Annotated in this window: 20 protein-coding genes; 12 read left to right on the top strand and 8 right to left on the bottom strand. The window is 64.3% G+C overall.

The features are described from left to right. The first annotated feature begins 28 nt into the window (after positions 1-28). The 9 genes from RMO25_RS08115 (at position 29) to RMO25_RS08075 (ending at position 6314) form a co-directional block, all read left to right on the top strand. A complete protein-coding gene (locus tag RMO25_RS08115; RefSeq protein WP_309662099.1) occupies positions 29-382 on the top strand; it encodes a hypothetical protein in 354 nt (117 codons plus the stop codon). Positions 383-484: 102 nt separating this feature from the next. Beyond that, positions 485-2749 (top strand): phosphoribosylformylglycinamidine synthase subunit PurL, encoded by a 2265-nt coding sequence (gene purL, locus RMO25_RS08110; RefSeq protein WP_309662098.1) that lies wholly within the window; start codon positions 485-487, stop codon positions 2747-2749. A 42-nt stretch (positions 2750-2791) separates the two neighbouring features. Then, entirely contained in the window at positions 2792-3466 is a 675-nt protein-coding gene (locus tag RMO25_RS08105) for a nitroreductase family protein (RefSeq protein WP_309662097.1), read from the top strand. Positions 3467-3610: 144 nt separating this feature from the next. Further along, positions 3611-4060, top strand: a complete 450-nt coding sequence (locus RMO25_RS08100) for a hypothetical protein (RefSeq protein ID WP_309662096.1) — start codon at positions 3611-3613, stop codon at positions 4058-4060. A gap of 38 nt (positions 4061-4098) precedes the next feature. Continuing rightward, positions 4099-4293 carry a (2Fe-2S)-binding protein gene (locus tag RMO25_RS08095; protein WP_309662095.1) on the top strand — a complete coding sequence of 65 codons (195 nt, stop codon included), beginning with the start codon at positions 4099-4101 and terminating at the stop codon, positions 4291-4293. A gap of 56 nt (positions 4294-4349) precedes the next feature. Continuing rightward, on the top strand, positions 4350-4829 hold the full coding sequence (bfr, locus tag RMO25_RS08090) for a bacterioferritin (protein ID WP_309662094.1): 480 nt from the start codon (positions 4350-4352) through the stop codon (positions 4827-4829). Positions 4830-4950: 121 nt separating this feature from the next. Then, on the top strand, positions 4951-5310 hold the full coding sequence (locus RMO25_RS08085; RefSeq protein WP_309662093.1) for an endonuclease domain-containing protein: 360 nt from the start codon (positions 4951-4953) through the stop codon (positions 5308-5310). Beyond that, positions 5307-5711: a hypothetical protein gene (locus RMO25_RS08080; protein WP_309662092.1), complete on the top strand. Its 405-nt coding sequence runs from the start codon at positions 5307-5309 to the stop codon at positions 5709-5711. The genes RMO25_RS08085 and RMO25_RS08080 overlap by 4 nt, the downstream gene beginning before the upstream one ends. 108 nt (positions 5712-5819) lie before the next feature. After that, a complete protein-coding gene (locus RMO25_RS08075) occupies positions 5820-6314 on the top strand; it encodes a hypothetical protein (protein ID WP_309662091.1) in 495 nt (164 codons plus the stop codon). A gap of 18 nt (positions 6315-6332) precedes the next feature. Here RMO25_RS08075 and RMO25_RS08070 read toward each other — a convergent pair whose 3' ends face one another. From RMO25_RS08070 to RMO25_RS08045, 6 genes are all read right to left on the bottom strand, one after another. Then, entirely contained in the window at positions 6333-6785 is a 453-nt protein-coding gene (locus RMO25_RS08070; protein ID WP_309662090.1) for an Hpt domain-containing protein, read from the bottom strand. A gap of 126 nt (positions 6786-6911) precedes the next feature. After that, the gene (gene der / locus RMO25_RS08065; protein WP_309662089.1) at positions 6912-8282 is read right to left on the bottom strand and encodes a ribosome biogenesis GTPase Der; all 1371 of its coding nucleotides are present in this window, start codon (positions 8280-8282) and stop codon (positions 6912-6914) included. Between the two features lie 48 nt (positions 8283-8330). Next, positions 8331-9659: a PQQ-binding-like beta-propeller repeat protein gene (locus RMO25_RS08060; protein ID WP_309662088.1), complete on the bottom strand. Its 1329-nt coding sequence runs from the start codon at positions 9657-9659 to the stop codon at positions 8331-8333. Positions 9660-9673: 14 nt separating this feature from the next. Next, a complete protein-coding gene (locus RMO25_RS08055) occupies positions 9674-10372 on the bottom strand; it encodes a tetratricopeptide repeat protein (protein WP_309662087.1) in 699 nt (232 codons plus the stop codon). Positions 10373-10492: 120 nt separating this feature from the next. After that, the gene (gene panB / locus RMO25_RS08050; RefSeq protein WP_309662086.1) at positions 10493-11362 is read right to left on the bottom strand and encodes a 3-methyl-2-oxobutanoate hydroxymethyltransferase; all 870 of its coding nucleotides are present in this window, start codon (positions 11360-11362) and stop codon (positions 10493-10495) included. A 44-nt stretch (positions 11363-11406) separates the two neighbouring features. Beyond that, a complete protein-coding gene (locus tag RMO25_RS08045) occupies positions 11407-11838 on the bottom strand; it encodes a hypothetical protein (protein WP_309662085.1) in 432 nt (143 codons plus the stop codon). A 159-nt stretch (positions 11839-11997) separates the two neighbouring features. On the opposite strand from RMO25_RS08045, the gene RMO25_RS08040 reads away from it, so the two are divergent. Beyond that, on the top strand, positions 11998-12987 hold the full coding sequence (locus RMO25_RS08040; protein WP_309662084.1) for an alpha/beta hydrolase: 990 nt from the start codon (positions 11998-12000) through the stop codon (positions 12985-12987). Then, positions 12980-14680 carry an FAD-dependent oxidoreductase gene (locus RMO25_RS08035; RefSeq protein WP_309662083.1) on the top strand — a complete coding sequence of 567 codons (1701 nt, stop codon included), beginning with the start codon at positions 12980-12982 and terminating at the stop codon, positions 14678-14680. Before RMO25_RS08040 ends, RMO25_RS08035 begins: the two co-directional genes overlap by 8 nt. Here the strand turns inward: RMO25_RS08035 and RMO25_RS08030 are convergent. Then, entirely contained in the window at positions 14677-15246 is a 570-nt protein-coding gene (locus RMO25_RS08030; protein ID WP_309662082.1) for a L,D-transpeptidase family protein, read from the bottom strand. The two genes, RMO25_RS08035 and RMO25_RS08030, sit on opposite strands and share 4 nt — an antisense overlap. A 127-nt stretch (positions 15247-15373) precedes the next feature. After that, entirely contained in the window at positions 15374-16723 is a 1350-nt protein-coding gene (locus RMO25_RS08025; RefSeq protein ID WP_309662081.1) for a hypothetical protein, read from the bottom strand. Between RMO25_RS08025 and RMO25_RS08020 the strand changes: the two genes are divergently transcribed. Then, positions 16691-17386: a hypothetical protein gene (locus RMO25_RS08020; RefSeq protein ID WP_309662080.1), complete on the top strand. Its 696-nt coding sequence runs from the start codon at positions 16691-16693 to the stop codon at positions 17384-17386. The genes RMO25_RS08025 and RMO25_RS08020 overlap by 33 nt on opposite strands. The last annotated feature ends 125 nt before the right edge of the window (positions 17387-17511 follow it).

Genomic DNA, 17511 nt, shown 5'->3' with positions numbered 1-17511 from the left:
GGCACCGCGCCCGCGCAATGGCGAAATCATGACTCGCACCACAATCGCTTTCACCCTGATCGCGGCCGCCGCGCTAGCCGGCTGCAACAAGGGCGACCAAGCCGCCGCCGACGCGGCCAACGCCGCCGCCGCTGCCGCCGCTCCGATCGAGCTGCCGCCGGCGATCATCGCCAGCAAGATCTACCGCTGCAAGGACAATAGCGTCGTTTATATCGACTGGCTGTCCGACAATAAGTCGGCCAACGTCCGCAACGACAAGAACGGCGCTGCAACCCACGTCGTGGGTCCCGAAGCGGGCAAGGCGATGGTTGCCGAGGGCTATTCGCTGACCGGTTCGGCGACGGGTGCGATCACCTACAACGGCAAGAGCTGCAAGGCTTAAGCAGCCTGACTTGAACGCCTGAGCTTCGCAACTGCGAAGTTCAGGACGTTCGCACCCCACGCCATCTAGGCGTCGGGCGGAACGGCGGCTAGGAGCCGCGCCATGTCGGAAACCCCAATCACCCCCGCAGTCATTGCCGAGCACGGCCTGTCCGAAGACGAATATGCGCGCCTGCTGAAAGCCCTCGGCCGCGAGCCCAATCTCGTCGAGCTCGGCATTTTCTCGGTCATGTGGTCGGAGCATTGCAGCTACAAAAGCTCCCGCATTCACCTAAAGAAGCTGCCGACCGAGGCGCCGTGGGTGATCTGCGGCCCGGGCGAGAATGCCGGCGTGATCGACATTGGCGACGGCGACGCGGCGATCTTCAAGATGGAGAGCCACAACCACCCGTCTTACATCGAGCCCTATCAGGGCGCGGCGACCGGCGTCGGCGGCATCTTGCGCGATGTCTTCACCATGGGCGCACGGCCGATCGCCAATCTGAACGCCCTGCGCTTCGGCCGGCCCGACCATCCCAAGACGCGGCATTTGGTCGCGGGCGTGGTCGCGGGGATCGGCGGCTACGGCAATTGCGTCGGCGTCCCCACCGTCGGCGGTGAAGTCAATTTCGACGCCGCCTATGACGGTAACATATTGGTCAACGCGATGACCGTCGGCGTCGCCCGCGCCGACAAGATCTTTTATTCGGCCGCCGCCGGCATCGGCAATTCGGTGGTCTATGTCGGCTCCAAGACCGGCCGCGACGGCATCCACGGCGCGACCATGGCGAGCGCCGATTTCTCCGAGGACAGCGAGGAGAAGCGCCCGACGGTCCAGGTCGGCGACCCGTTCACCGAGAAATTGCTGATCGAGGCCTGCCTCGAGCTGATGGCCTCGGACGCGATCGTCGCCATCCAGGACATGGGCGCGGCAGGGCTGACGTCCTCGTCGGTTGAGATGGCGAGCAAGGGCGGCGTCGGCATCCGCCTCGACATGAACCAGGTGCCGTGCCGCGAAGAGGGCATGACGCCCTACGAAATGATGCTGTCGGAATCACAGGAGCGGATGCTGATGGTCCTGAAACCCGGCCGCGAGGGTGAGGCCGAGGCGATCTTCAAGAAATGGGAGCTGGATTTCGCGGTGATCGGCACCGTCACGGATACCGGCCACATGGAACTGCTGTGGAACGGCGAGACCATCGCCGATATTCCGCTCGACCCGCTCGCCGACGAAGCCCCGCTGTACGACCGGCCATACACCAAGCCCTACCCGCCAAAGCCGCTGACCGATATTCCCGAATCGACCGACATCGCCGCGGATTTATTGAAGCTGATGGCCTCGCCCGCCCTCGCCTCGCGCCGCTGGGTGTGGGAGCAATATGACCAGACGGTCGGCGCCGACACGATCCAGCGCCCCGGCGGCGACGCCGCGGTGGTCCGCGTCCACGGCACCAAAAAAGCGCTGGCGATGACCACCGACTGCACCCCGCGCTATTGCTACGCCGACCCCTATGAAGGCGGCAAGCAAGCCGTCGCCGAAGCCTATCGCAACCTCTGCGCGGTCGGCGCCAAGCCGCTGGCGATCACCAACTGCCTCAATTTCGGCAACCCGCAGCGACCCGAAATCATGGCCCAGTTCGTCGCCTGCGTCGAAGGCATCGCCGAAGCCTGCCGCGCCCTCGATTTCCCCGTCGTCAGCGGCAACGTGTCCTTGTACAACGAGACCAAGAACGACGACGGCACCTCGACCGCCATCCTCCCCACCCCCGCCATCGGCGGCGTCGGGTTGCTCGACGATTGGGAAAAGAGCGCGACGATTGGGTTTAAGGGTAACGACCAAGCGATCTGGCTTATCGGCAATCGAGCCCCCGCACTCGGACAGTCGCTCTGGCTGCGCGAGATCGCGGGTCGGAAGGATGGCAGCCCGCCACCGGTTGATCTGGACAGGGAACGGAAAGCCGGTGAACTGGTCCGAAAGCTGATCGATGGTGCGCATGTAACTGCGGTGCATGACATATCGGACGGCGGGTTGGCCGTCGCCCTTACCGAAATGGCACTGGCATGCTCAATTGGCATTCGGGTATTTCAGGAAGATTGGCGGGAGACGCCAACGTCCTTCCTGTTTTCCGAAACTCAGGGCTGCTTCGTGGTTGGCGCGGATAAAACTGTCGACATCAAAACTATTGCAGAAGCCAACAATGTATCGGCCGTGCTGATTGGTGAAACCGACGATGATGGCGAATTCTTCTGCTTCGACTCTCCCGACAAGTGGGAGGACGGCAAGCTGATTGAAGAGGCACCGACCTTCTGGCTTGAGCTCGCCGACCTCCGCGCCGCGCACGAGGGCTTCTTCCCCAACCTCATGGGCGCCGACGCCGCGCTCGCTTAGGTCGAAGGCGCGTTTTCACGACGACAGCACGCTAGGACGACAATGATCGATCATCCGACAATGCCGTACACCGCGCTGCCGACCCTGTCGGACGAGGAGCGCATCGCCGCCGCCCGCGCGGTTCGCGACGAGATTTCCACCCGCCGCACCTGCCGCATGTTCGCCGCCACGCCGGTGCCGCGCGCCGTCATCGAGGCGGCAATCCTCGCCGCGGGCTCCGCGCCGTCGGGCGCCAACCATCAGCCGTGGCATTTCGCGGTCATTGCCTCGCCCGAATTGAAGCACCGCATCCGGGTCGAGGCCGAGCAAGAGGAAGCCGCCTTTTACGCCGGCAAGGCGGGCCGCGAATGGCTCGAGGCGCTGGCCCCGCTCGGCACCGATCCCGACAAGAGCTTCCTCGACGTCGCGCCGTGGCTGATCGTCGTCTTCGGCCAGCGCCGCGGCGGGATCGAACCAGGCGCCGACAAGAAGAATTACTATGTCACCGAAAGCGTCGGGATCGCCTGCGGCTTCATGCTCGCCGCGCTCCATCGCGCCGGGCTCGCGACCTTGACCCACACCCCCTCGCCGATGGGATTTTTGCGCGAGATTTGCGGACGGCCGACCAGCGAAACTCCACTGATGATCATCGTTGCCGGCCTGCCCGCCGAAAACGCCACGATCCCCGCCTACGCCACCCGCAAAAAACCGCTCGAGCAAATTTCGACCTGGCTCTAACCGCCGCGCCGCTGCTCGCTATGACGCGGTGGACCAAGCCCCACCATCCGTTGGTCGAATTCATCGCCCCTCGCCGGACCCGCATTGGCTTGACTTCGCTTCCCCACCGCTAAATCTGCGCGGCGTTACAAGGGGGCAAGCAACATGGCACGCACAATCGCTTTGGCGACGCTGGTCGCGGGCACGCTGGACATATTGTTCGCGATGATCCTGACGCTGATTTTCGGCCGCCATATTCCCGACATGCTGCGCTTCGTCGCTTCAGGGCCGTTCCCCGCCGCCACCGACATGGGTACCAACGGCGCTATCCTCGGCCTCTTGGTCCACCTCGCGCTGATGGCGATCATGGTGGCAGTGTTCGTAGCCGCCGCGCGCCAGAAGCCCGACCTCACCGCCCAGCCGATCAAATGGGGCGCGATCTATGGCCTCATCACTTATGTCGCGATGAACCTGATCGTGGTTCCGCTCCGCTTCGGCGCCTGGCCACCCAAGCCGCTGTCGATCGCCACGCAGCTGTTCGCCCACATCGTCCTGGTCGGCATCCCCATCGCTTTGATCGCCGCTCGGACCCTGCGGAGACGCCAGAGCTGGTAACTATTGCGAATAGGTCGCATTAGCACTATATACGGGTCATGATCGTCTGTGTCTGCAACCGCCTGACCGAGACCGACGTCCGCACCGCCGCTCGCGCCGGCGCCGCGACCCCCGAGGCAGCTTACGCCCGCCTTGACTGCGAACCGCAATGCGGTTGCTGCCTCGACTATGCGCAGGAGATTATCGACGAGGAGCGGGCCAAGCGACCGCACCTTCGCGTCGTCGCCGCCTGACTTGACGCCTCGCGCCTCGCGGCGCATCGGCCATCCCGCGATGCGTGGAGGCAGGAATGAAGGGCGACCCCAAAGTTCTCAAGCTGCTCAATGAAGCGCTGAAGAACGAGCTTACCGCCACCAATCAATATTGGCTGCATTACCGGCTGCTCGACAATTGGGGCGTCCACAAGCTCGCCCAGTTCGAACGTTCCGAATCGATCGACGAGATGAAGCACGCCGACCGATTGGCGGTGCGAATCCTGTTTCTCGACGGCCTGCCCAACTTCCAGGCGCTCGGCCGGCTGCACATCGGCGAGACTGTCGAGGAGATTTTGCGCGGCGACCTCGAGTTGGAAATGGACGCGCTGGGCCAGCTCAAGGGCGCCATCGCGCATTGCGAGAAGGCCAAGGATTACGTCAGCCGCGACCTGTTCGCCGACATCCTCGAAAATGAGGAGGAGCACGTCGACACGCTCGAGCAGCAGTTCGAGATGATCAAGCGGATGGGCCTGCAAAATTACATCCAGCTTCAGTCGGAGCCGGCGAAAGCGTGATCCAGCGTCTCCTCACCGAGCTTGTCTCGGGGAGGGGGACCGTGCGAAGCATGGTGGAGGGGAAAGCCATGCTCAGCGGACCAGAGCAACCGTAACCAAGGCGCGAATATTGCGCCGAACCATGACTTGGCCCGAAATTATTCTCTGGCGCCGCCTTCGCCAACGCCCGGGCGGCCTCAAGTTCCGGCGGCAGCATCCGGCAGGCAATTACGTGCTTGATTTCTTCTGTTCTGACGCGCGGCTGGCTATCGAAGTAGACGGGATCGGCCACGATATGGGCGCGCGGCCAGCTCGTGACCAAGCCCGAGACCGATGGCTCAAGGACCAGGGCGTCGATACCATCCGAATTGCAGCGGGCGATATCACGCGCTCGCCGGACTCGATTGTCGACTCCATCGTCAACGCCTGCCTCGATCGCCGCAAACCCCTCCACCAGCTTGCAGCTGGTCCCCCTCCCCGTGCCGGGGAAGAGACAATTTGACCACGGGTTATTCGGGCACCCCGCTGGCGCAAAAACTGTCGCTCAGGGCCGGAATGCGGGTGTGGTTCGACGCGATGCCGGGCAGCGTGCTGGCGGAGATTGCCATGCCGTCGCTGGTCCAGCTTCCCGCGCCCGAGCCCGGGCTCGACGCCGCGCATATCTTCGTCACCGACTGGCACGACATGGTCGCCAAGCTGGCCATTCTGCGGCCGCTGATCGACCCCGCCGGGTTCGTCTGGGTCAGCTGGCCCAAGCGCGCCTCAAGACTCGCCACCGACATCACCGAAGACCGCATCCGCGACGCGATTCTGCCCGCGACGGACTGGGTCGACATCAAGGTGTGCGCGGTCGACGCGATCTGGTCGGGACTGAAACTGGTGATCCGCAAGTCGGCGCGGTAGCTGATGCAACGTCCCTGGGTCTTTTAATCCGGGACGGATGGGGATATTGTAAGAAGCACTGCCGGATCGCGTTGAATTCCTTGGATCGACCAAGCGTCCGGAGGCGTCATGTCATTTTCTGCACGTATTCTCGCTGTTCTCGCAGCGTCCGCATCCCTTTGTTCGTGTAAGCCTGATGAGGTCGCCAAAGGGCTTGGCGATCTTTCGCTCCTTTATGACCTATGCGTTACGGCCCCGAAAATCAGCTTGAGCGCTCCTGCTTCCAATGGCTCGAGGGACGCCATTTTTCAGGCTGTGATATCTAATCCCAAAGCGAGCGAAGCGCATGGGTCAGTGATCGTTTTCATGTGGGTCACGGCGACTGCCGCGGACGGAACGACGATTCAGCCGACCCCAATCAAGCCTGTCGTGGAAACGCCGGTGGCAACGACTTATCCGGCAAATTCGGTCACCGCCTTTACGACGGACGCAATGATCAGCATCCGTCACGATCCCCGGGCGACCTATACGATCAATGCGTACAAGACGATTCCGGGCCAGCCGAACTGGCTCCCGAATGACCCCTGCTACCATTATCAGGCGAAGCGCATGATTCCGGGCTAAGCTGCCCGATTATCGAAGCTAGATCCGGCCGAAGTCCTGGTTGCTGGCCTTGCGGCCGAAACCGTTCTGGGGCGCCCGCTTGACCAGCGGGTTGGTGGCTTTTTCGAACAGGTCGATGGTCTGCTGGAACAGCCGGCGCAGTTCGACCACGTCCTTGACCAACTCATCGGGGCGGCTGTGGGTTTCGATGCACAGCCGCGCGGTTGTCTCGATCAGCTCGGCGATGTCGGCCAAAGGCTCGGCGCCGAACTGGCGCGCTTCGCCTTTCAGCGTGTGCGCCGGGATGACCAGCGCGGTGGCGTTGCCCTCGTGCATCGCTTGCTCGATCTGGCCGACCGATTTCGTGCCGTCTTCACGAAAATAGCTTAGGATCCGGATGAACCCCGGCCCAAGCTCGGCGCGGCTCTTTTCGAAATGCACCCAATCGACGATGTCCGGCGCGCCTTCGCTAGTGTCGGTTGCATCGCCCAAGGTGAATTCGCTCCAAATTGCAGCCGGCGCGCGCCGGCCATGGTCCCACGCTGCCGGGAATAGCCCGGAAAGTGTAAAGACATGCTTAGCGGCGAATGACTTAGCGCCAAGTTGCTTAGCGAACGCTCACTTGCCGCGGTCGAGCTTGCTCGGCGCTGCGTCAAACGGGTTGCGTGATCCCCGGAACGACAGCCGCAGCGGCACCGGGCCCAGCTTCAGATCACGGCGCAGGGCGTTGACCAGATAGCGGCGATAGCTGTCGGGCAGCTCATCGGTGCGGTTGCCGAACACCACGAAGCTCGGCGGGCGGTTCTTGATCTGGGTGATGTAGCGAAGCTTGATTCTTTTGCCCTTGGGCGCCGGCGGCGGGTTGGTTTCGATCGCCGATTCGAACCAGCGATTGAGCTCGCCCGTCCCGACCCGCCGCGACCAGGCTTCGCGCAGTTCAAACGCGGCCTGCAAGATCTGGTCGATGCCCTTGCCGGTCTTGGCCGAGACGGTCAGCACCGGCACACCCTTCAACTGCGACAGCCCTTCTTCCAGCGCCGCCTTGATGCCGTTGAACAGCGACGAGGCGTTATCGGCAATGTCCCATTTATTGACCGCAATGATCAGCACCCGACCCTCTTCGACGGTGGCGTCGGCGATCTTCAAATCCTGCACTTCCAGGCCGCGGGTGGCGTCGAGGAGCAGCAGGACGACCTCGCTGCGGTCGATCGACCGGCGGGTGTCGGCGACCGACAGCCGCTCGAGCTTGTCATCGACCTTGGCTTTTTTGCGCAAACCCGCGGTATCGACCAGCCGCACTTGTTGGCCTTGCCAGGTCCACTCGACGGTGATCGAATCGCGCGTGATCCCGGCTTCGGGGCCGGTGATCATCCGCTCTTCCCCCAACATCCGGTTGACCAGCGTCGACTTGCCGGCGTTGGGCCGGCCGACGATCGCCAGCTTGAGCGGCCCGCCCTCGGTCGTGTCATCTTCATCGGCTGCGCCTTCATAGGCATCGATGTGCGGCCGCAGCGCCTCGAACAAATCAACGATGCCTTCGCCATGCTCGGCGCTGATCGCGATCGGATCGCCCAGCCCCATCGCATAGGCTTCGAGCCGCCCGGCTTCGCCGCCGCGCCCTTCGGCCTTGTTGGCGGCGACGATCACTGGCGTTGCCCCGGTCCGCAGCCAGCGCGCGATTTCCTCGTCGAGCGGAGTCAGCCCTTCGCGCGCGTCGATCAGGAACAAAGCGATATCGGCGTCGCGAACCGCGGCTTCGGTCTGCTGCCGCATCCGCCCGGGCAGCGTCTCGGGCTCTTCGTCTTCATAGCCAGCCGTGTCGACGATGCGGAATTCGAGCCCGAGCAATGTCGCATCGCCCTCGCGCCGGTCGCGCGTAACCCCCGGCCGGTCATCGACCAGCGCCTGCTTCTTGCCGACCAGCCGGTTGAACAGGGTCGATTTGCCGACATTGGGTCGGCCGACGATGGCGACGGTGGGGATGGGCATGTTGGTGCCCTAGCAGCCCCGGCGCCCGGGAGGGAGGGGTTCGTTCGCTTAGCGGAAGGCGCGCAGATTGCCCGCATTGTCGAGGATATACAGCGTCGAATTGGCAACCACCGGGGCCAGCGTGATCGGCACGCGGATTGTCGTCTGGCTCTGGAAGTTGCCAGTCACCGGATCGAAATTGATCAACGTGCCGTTGGACCCGACCAGGATCAGGCGACCGCCGGCCAGGATTGGCCCACGATAGGTGATCTGCCCGCGCTTGGTCTTGGCGCGCTCGAATTGCGGCATTTGATTGATCCAGCGGATTTTGCCGGTGTTGCGGGCAACCGCCATCAGCTTGCCGTCATCGGTCGCCACGAACACCCAATCGCCGGCGACCCACGGAGTAGCGATGCCGGCGATGTTGAGTTCCCACAATCGCTGGCCGCTGATCAGTTCCAGCGCGACCATCCGGCCGCCCTGGCCAATCGAGAACACCTGGCCATTGTCGATCACCGCATTGGCGTCGATGTCCGATAAGGACGACACGCTGGTGCGGATGCTGGTCCGCGACAAGGTGTCCTGCCACACCAGGCGGCCGTTTTCGTAGCGATAGGCGTTCAATTCGCCCGACGAGAAGCCGGCGACCACTGTCCCTTGCGCGAACGCGGGTGAGGCGGTGCCGAACACGCCGGCGATTTCGAGCGATGCCGCGTTCGACCAATTGGTCGTGCCGTCCGACGTTTTCAGCGAATAGATCTGGTTGTCCTGGCTCATCACATAGACCGTGTCGCCGACAACGGTCGGGGCGCCGCGCAGCGGCCCGCCGGGTCTGGTCTGCCAAATGACACCGCCGTTGCGATTGTCGAGCGCGGCCACGAAGCCGAGGCCGTTGGTCGCGTAAATCCGCCCGTTGTCGTAAGCGACGCCGCCACCATAGAGCGACGAGCTATTGTTCTTTTCGGTGCCGAACTGGCTTTCCCAGGCCCGTCCGCCGGTTTGCGCATCGAAGGCGCGAACGGTGGCGTTGGTGTCGATCGTGTAGACCCGGCCACCGCCGACCACCGGTGAAGACGCGAGCTGTCCGCCGACGGTGCTGCCATAACCGATCGGCACGCTGAATACTTGGCCTAGGTTGGTGCCGAGCGCGAGATGACCCATCGACTTCGATGCATTGCCGCCCGCCTGCGCCCAGTCGCTGTTGGCGACCGCTTCCGGCAGCACCATCGGCAGCGCCGCCGTGGCCGGATCCACCGTCGCGTCGTTCTCGGTCATGAGAACCGCGATGCGCTGTCCAAGTACCGGCGTCTTGGGACCTGATTTCTTGAGGATACCGCAGCTGCTCGCGGCCAAAGCGGCGGCAATCAGCAGGGCAATTTTGGTCTTGGTCCGAATCATTGTCGTTTGCATTCCTATTGAGCGGGAGCGGGGAACGACGCGCTCGCATCGACACCCAGTGAGCCGGCGATCTGCACCGCCCTGGCGCGAATGGACTCAGGCACCTGTTTGTCGGCGGAAACGGCGGCGAACAGCCGGCCCGCCTCCAGCGTCTTGCCTTGCTTGATCAGGGCCATGGCGGTCAGCTCGCCGGCGCTACCGAACCACGGATTGCCGGGCTTGGCGATCGGCGCCATCCGGGCGATCACCTGGTCGGGCTTGAGGCTGTCGAACTCCAGCGTCGTGGCGCGGATCAGGCCCAGGTTGCGATAGGGGGTCGGCAGCCCCTTGTCGTTCGCCGCCTCATTATATTTGGCGATGGCGAGCGGGCGATCGTTCTGCTCGATCGCGACCGCGGCGCGGGTGAACAGGGCCGATGCGCGAACGGCGTCGGTGCCATCCTTGGCCAAGCGATCCAGTCGTTGCGGCACCGTGGCCAGCTTGCCGACGCCGATGTCGGTATAGACTTGCGCCAAGGCTTCGGAATCCGCGGCCGCGGCTTGCTTCTGCTTGTCCTGCCAGAACAACCAACCCCCGACTGCGGCAAGCAACAGGACCACGCCGACGATCCACAGCGGGGCATATTTGCGCGCCATCGCGCGCAATTGATCGCGGCGAAGATTCTCGTCGACTTCGCGAAGAAAGGTTTCACCGGTGTCCGGGGTAAGCGCCAAGACGTGCCTCAACTCAAATCATCAGGAATTTCAGGTGCCGGCGGCTTCCTTCCCCACGTGACATGAACGGAAGCTGGCAGCGCCGCGTCTAGCGGGTCAAGCGCCAAAGGCAAACCCTCATCAGCCCTTGGGCCGATATGTCTGATCGGCGGTGGGAAAGGCGCGCGAGCGGACTTCGGCGGCGTAGGTCGCCGCCGCGTCGCCGATCCGGGTGGCCAGATCGTCATAGCGTTTGACGAACCGTGGGGTGCGTTCGAACAGGCCGAGCATGTCCTCGGTGACCAGCACCTGACCGTCACAGTCGGCGGAGGCGCCGATCCCGATGACGGGGGCGCTGACATTCCGCGTCACTTGGGTGGCAATGTCTTCCAATACCCCTTCGACGACGATGCAGAAGGCGCCGGCTTGGTCCACCGCCTTGGCGTCGGCGAGAATCTTGTCGGCTTCGGCCTTTCCCCGCCCGCGCGCGCCATAGCCGCCGAGCATATTCACCGCTTGCGGGGTCAGCCCGACATGACCGATCACCGGGATGCCGCGCTCGGTCAGGAAACGAATCGTCGGCGCCATCGCTTCGCCGCCCTCGAGCTTGACCGCCGCGCAGCCGCTTTCCTTCATCACCCGCGCGGCTGAGGCGAACGCCTGTTCGGGCGAGCCTTCGTACGACCCGAACGGCATGTCGACCGCAACCAGGGCGTGCCAGCTGCCGCGCACCACCGCGGCGCCGTGCGCGCACATCATCTCGAGGCTGACCGGGATGGTCGAGGGCAGACCGTAAATCACCTGCCCGAGGCTGTCGCCGACCAGCAGCATGTCGCAATGCGGGTCGAGCAATTGCGCCATCCGCATGGTGTAGGCGGTCAGCATGACGATCGGCTCGGCGGTCGTGCCGCCGGCCTTGTGCGCTAGGATGGCCGGCGCGGTCACCCGCTTGCCCGGCACCGGCGTCGGCGTCGCCCGGCTGGTATCGCTGTCGTAAGTGATTTTCGACATGGGTGGCCTTTAGCTGCCCTTCCCTAACGCAGCCACCCCCCGCGTTACCGCAACCATTGCCGTTGCCGCGAATGGCGGGCGAACCAGAAGATCGTCCAGGTCAGCGCCGTCACCACCAGCGCGACGATCAAATCATTGGCCGACATATTCTCGCGCAAATTGGTCACCAGCAGCAGCCCCGCCAGCCACACCAGTACCGCCGCCAGCGACACCATCATCAACGCTTCGGCGAGCTTCTTGCGCATCACCAGCAGCACCGTCCCGGCGAAGCCGATCCATACCGCAATGGCGTTGGCCGACAGCACCCACAGCGGCTCGGCTTCATACGCGGCGCGTTGCTCGAGCGGCATCGCTGCGGGATCGGCCAGCACGTGCATCAGGTACATGATGCAGCTCAGCGCCATGAACAGCATCGCGGCGACCGCCGCCGGCAGGTACCAGCCGGCCACCGGCCGCGGTTTATACTCTTCGTCCATGCCCCATCCTTTGTCGTCGTACGAAGCGCGGAACCTGCTCCGGATGCCAAGCGAGCGCAAGCCGCGCCGCGCGACTTCAAAGCGCCACCCGTCACCTGTAAAGGCTCGACTGGCGCGATGCGAACGAGTCGTCGTGCTGGGTCTGGCGAGGGGGAAGACATGCAAGCAATCGCGCACCGCAACCGGACCGTCATCGCCAGGATGATCGTTGCGGCGCTCGGCCTGCTGGGCCTTGCCTCGGCCGCCGCCGCGCAAGGGCCGTCGCTGCCGGCCAGTTTTCAAGCGCGCGAGATCGCCACCAACGGCACGACAATTCACGTCCGCTCGGGCGGCCTCAAAAACGGGCCGGCGGTCATTCTCCTCCACGGCTATGGCGAGACCGGCGACATGTGGGGGCCGCTCGCGATCAACTTGGCGCGCGATCATTTCGTCATCGTCCCCGACCTGCGCGGGCTCGGCCATTCCGCCAAGCCGGCCGGCGGCTACGACAAGAAGACCCAGGCCGGCGATGTCGCCGGCGTGCTCGACGCGCTGCATGTCCAGCGGGCGGACCTGGTCACCCCCGATATCGGCAACATGGTTGGCTATGCCTTTGCCGCGCAAAATCCGGCGCGGGTCACCCGCTTCATCTTGTTGGATGCGCCGCTCCCCGGCGTCGGCCCGTGGGAGGAGATTCTCAAGAACCCCTTGTTGTGGCATTTCCGCTTTGGCGGCCCGGACATGGAACGGCTGGTCAAGGGCCGCGAGCGGATTTACCTCGACCGCTTCTGGAACGAATTCTCGGCTAGTCCCAAGCGCTTCAGCGAAGCGGCGCGGGTGCATTACGCCCGCCTTTATGCGCTGCCCGGCGCGATGCACGCCGGCTTCAGCCAGTTCGCCGCCTTCGACCAGGACGCCGCCGACAACCAATCATTCCTGGCGCGCGGCAAGCTCGCCATGCCGGTGCTGGCGATCGGCGGAGCTAAATCCTTCGGCCCGATGATGTCCACCGTCATGCGCTTCGCCGCCAGCAATGTGACCCAGGTCGTCATCCCCAATTCGGGCCACTGGCTGATGGAGGAACAACCCGCCGCCACGGTCGCCGCCATCCGCGCCTTCCTCGACGACCCGGCCACTGCCCCAGGCCCTGGAGGCAGCGCCGATGGCTGATCCGCAGCAATCGATCATCGACACGCGCCGGGCGCAGATGTTTCCGACGCTGACCGCGGCGGAAATTAGCCGCCTGCGCCGGTTTGGCGAACCGCGCGCATTCGCCGTTGGCGAGGCGCTGGCCAGCGTCGGCGAGCCGAGCCTGGGCCTGCTGATCATCCTGTCGGGCGAAGTCGATATCACCCAGCATGGCGAGCTTGGCCGCCACGCGCCAATCGTCACCCATGGCGCCGGCAGTTTCATGGGTGAGCTCGCCCAATTGTCCGGCCGCCCGTCGCTGGTCGACGGCCACGCCAAGGGACCGGTCGAGGTTCTGGTCGTCCCGCCGGAGCGGCTGCGGGCGATGCTCGTCGCCGAAGCCGAGCTCGGCGAACGGATCATGCGGGCGCTGATCCTGCGCCGCGTCGGCCTGATCGAGACGGGCACCGGCGGCCCGGTGATTGTCGGCCGGGCGGACGATGGCGATGTCCTGCGGCTCGAGAATTTCCTGTCGCGCAACGGCCACCCGCACTTGCGGCTCGATCCCGACGCCGATGCTGACGCCCGAGCCTTGATTGAGCGCTTCCACGTCGAGGCCGACGAATTGCCGATCGTGCTGTGCCCCAGCGGCCAGTTGCTGCGCAATCCGACCGAAAGCGCGCTGGCGCGGTGCATTGGCCTGGTCGGTCCGATCGATCCCGACCGCCTGTTCGATGTCGCGGTCGTCGGTGCCGGCCCGGCAGGCCTTGCCACCGCCGTCTATGCCGCCTCGGAAGGCCTGGCGGTGCTGGTACTCGACTGCCGCGCGTTCGGCGGCCAGGCCGGGGCGTCGGCGCGGATTGAGAATTACCTCGGCTTTCCGACCGGCATTTCGGGCATGGCGCTGATGGGCCGCGCCTACAGCCAGGCGCAAAAGTTCGGCGTCGAAATGGCCATCCCCGATGAAGCGACGTCGCTCGAAACCGCCGGCGCCAAGCAGCCCCTGACCATCCATTTGGCCAATGGCGAGCGGGTCCGCGCGCGCTCGGTGGTGCTGGCGACCGGCGCCCGCTATCGTCGGCTCGACGTCCCGCGGCTCGAGGAATTCGAAGGCACCTCGGTCCATTATTGGGCCTCGCCGCTCGAAGGCCAGCTGTGCCAGCAGCAACAGGTCGCGCTGGTCGGTGGCGGCAACAGCGCCGGCCAGGCCACCGTCTTTCTCGCCTCCCATGCCGCCAGGGTGACGATGCTCGCCCGCCGGCCGCTCGAACAAACCATGTCGGCCTATCTGGTCGAGCGCATCGCCGGCCTCGACAATGTCGAGGTGATTACCGGCGCCCAGGTGTCGGCGCTCGAAGGGCAGGATGGCGCGCTCGAAGCCTTGCGCTGGCGCCTGCGCGGTTCGGACGAGGAGCAGCACCGCGACATCCGACATCTCTTCCTGTTCATTGGTGCCGACCCCAACACCGACTGGCTGGCGTCGTGCGGGATGGAAGTCGACGAACGCGGCTTCGTCCGCACCGGATCGAGCTGCACGCAGGGCCGCTTGCCGCTCGAAACCAGCCGCCCCGGCGTGTTTGCGATTGGCGATGTTCGCTCGGGCTCGGTCAAGCGGGTCGCGGCGGCGGTCGGCGACGGCGCCCAGGTCGTCGCCGCATTGTATCTGTATCTTGCCGATGTGGCGGTTGTCATCGACAAGCCCGCGGCAATGGCCACGGAGCCCGCCACGACCTAACCTTCGATGATGACCTTGGTGCCCATGCTGGTCAGGCCGTAAAGCCGCTCGGCGAACTTCAACGGCAGGCGGACGCAGCCGTGGCTGGCGGGATAGCCGGGGTTGGGGCCGGCGTGGAAGGCGATGCCCTTGGCGTCGTACATCTGCATGAACGGCATCGCCGCGTTGTCATATTTGCGGCTGTGGCCAAGCTTCTGCTTGTTCATCACCGCCCAGAAACCGAGCGGGGTTTCGCGGCCCTTCTTGCCGCTGGAAATGGTCGAGACACCCACCAGCTGGTCGGCGCGATAGACGTAGAACAGCTGGGTCAACAGGTCGATCACGACTCGCGTCTCGCCGGAGTCCGGTACTGCCGCCCAGCGGTAATCGCCGGGCCGCAGCGCCAGGCGGCCGAACACGGCGCTGGCGTCCTTATGTGCCTGGGGCGCGTTGCCCTGGGTCCAGTGGTATGGGAGCGGGGTCGGTTCGGCGACCTGGATTGGCGGCGCGACGCGCGGCGGCATGGTCGAACAAGACGCCAGCGTGACCGCCGCGCTCACCGCCAGAAATGACCAAATCCTGCGCATCCACGACTCCCGACGAGTTTTTCCCGCTCAAGGTTGATGCACAGCGCAAAGTCAGGCGCGGGTCAAGTCTGTCGGCCGGCGTTAAACTTCTGTTAAATCAGTACAAAGTTGCGCCGGCCGAGCATTGTCAGGCAATTGTCACCACGGTCCGGATGACCCGCGTCTGGGGATCGACCTGATAGATATTGCCGTCGGCATAGCGGTACCAATTGTCCGCATTATCGGCATATTGGCCGCGATAGGCGTAGGGGACATTGTACGCATCATAGCCCGCCGGCAGCATCTGGCCGACGCCGAAATTCTGCCCGGTCAGTAAGGCCGCGATCGCTTCCACCATCCGCGTCTTCGGGTCGATCTGGTAGATGCCGCCGTCGGCGTAGCGATAGTCATATCCCGGCTGGGCATAATAGAGGTTGCTGTAGAGTTGCGGCACCACATAGCCCGGATAATCCGCCGGGACCGGATAGCCGACCGCAAAGCCATCGTACGCGACCGGGAACGCCGTTTCGATCACCCGCGTTCGCGGATTGGCGCCATAAATGTAGCCGTCGTCGTATCGGTACATCGTGTTGGCCGTGTCGGCGTAGCTCGAACGATAGGCGTACGGCACATTATAGGCGTCGTATCCCGACGGCAACATCTGGCCGACGCCGAGGTTCTGCCCGGTGACCAAGGCGACCAGCGCCGACACCAGCTGCGATGTCGGATCGACCTGGTAAATGCCGCCGTTGGCATACTGATAATCATAACCGGGCTGGCCATAATATAAATCGTCATAGGCGTAAGGCACCGAATAGCTCGGATAGCCGTAGCCCGCGTAGTTTGGCGCCGGATAACCAACCTGATAGCCGCCGTAGGATACCGGATAGGCGCCCTCGATCATCCGCGAATAAGGGTCGACCTGATAGATGGTGCCGTCGTCATAACGGTACCAATTGTCGGCCGTGTCGGCATATTGGTCGCGATAGGCATAAGGCACGTTGTAGACGTCATAGCCCAGCGGCAATTGCTGTCCGATGCCGAAGTTCTGGCCGGTCAACAATGCCACCACCGCCTGGATCATCTGGGTGTCCGGATCGACGCGATAGATCGCCCCGTCGCCGTAGCGGTAATTATAGTCTGGCGTGTCGTAATACAGGCTCTGATAACCGTAAGGGACGTTGTAATTCTGATAGCCGGTCGGCAGCAGCTGGCCGGCCCCAAACGCCCCGCCGAGCAGCGGAAACAGCCCGGTCACGAGGCTGTTGCTGCGGTTGAGCTGATAGAGATAACCGTCGTTCGAATTGTAATTATAATAGCTGTTCGACGCGTCGGTGTTGGACGCGCTGTAGCGTTGCGCCGCATAGTCGCCGTACCAGTCGGGGGTCTGCGCCTGGAGAGTTAGCCGCTGGCCAACCGCCGCTTGCGGGCGCGGACTCCACTGCTCGCGACGAGCGCCGTCGAATTGCGCGCGCTGCATGGCCCATTTGTCGACCATGGCAGTACGCCGGTCGTCCCGCTGCTGCGCCTGCGCGAAGCGCTCGGCCTGCTGCTGCTGCTTGACCTGCTGCCTGAAGGTGCGGTCGCCCATCTGGCTTCGCTGCATCGACTGTCGGCCGCGCCAATCCGTGGCTTGAGCCTGGCGCTGCGCTTGCACCTGCTGCTCGACCCGGTTCTGCCCGTTGGCGCGCTCCGCCTGCACTTGCTGCTGACGGATCATGCGGTTGTCGATGCGCGGCGCGCGTTGCTCAACCACCTGCCGCTGCGGCCGAGCGACACGCTCCATCCGCTGCTGTTGGAATACCTGACGTTCGGGCCGGGCGCGCTGCTGGAAGACCTGCTGTTGCGGACGGGCGCGCTGCTCAAAACGTTGCATATCGCCGCCGCCGCCGCGATTATCGAACGAGCGCTGGGCGCGCTGCTGCATTGGCGGCGCCTGCTGCATTTGCGGCGTCTGCTGCTGTCGCTGCTGGTGACCGCCGCCGCCACCGCCACCGCGAGAGTTGCCCTGCGGTTGCTGCGGCTGCTGCGCCGGTTGTGGCTGCTGCGCCGCCTGGTCCGGGTTGGCGTGCTTCCCGCCTTTGTCGGCCTGGGCCGGGGCGGCCATGGCGATCGCCGACACGGCAGCCATCAAAAAGATCCTGTTCATGGTCAATCCTGACATTATTTGGCTTTGGCAGTGACTTTGGCAAAAATCGCGTGATTACAACGTGAATGGATCGCCCAAATCGCGCCAAATGCGGTGTTTCAACCCGCTCCCGGCTCGACTCAACCCACCGTCATCCA

Source organism: Sphingomonas sp. (assembly GCF_031361285.1).
Classification (GTDB): Bacteria; Pseudomonadota; Alphaproteobacteria; order Sphingomonadales; family Sphingomonadaceae; genus Sphingomicrobium.
The sequence above is the reverse complement of the archived record's forward strand: the minus strand, read 5'-3'. Positions and strand labels throughout refer to the sequence as shown.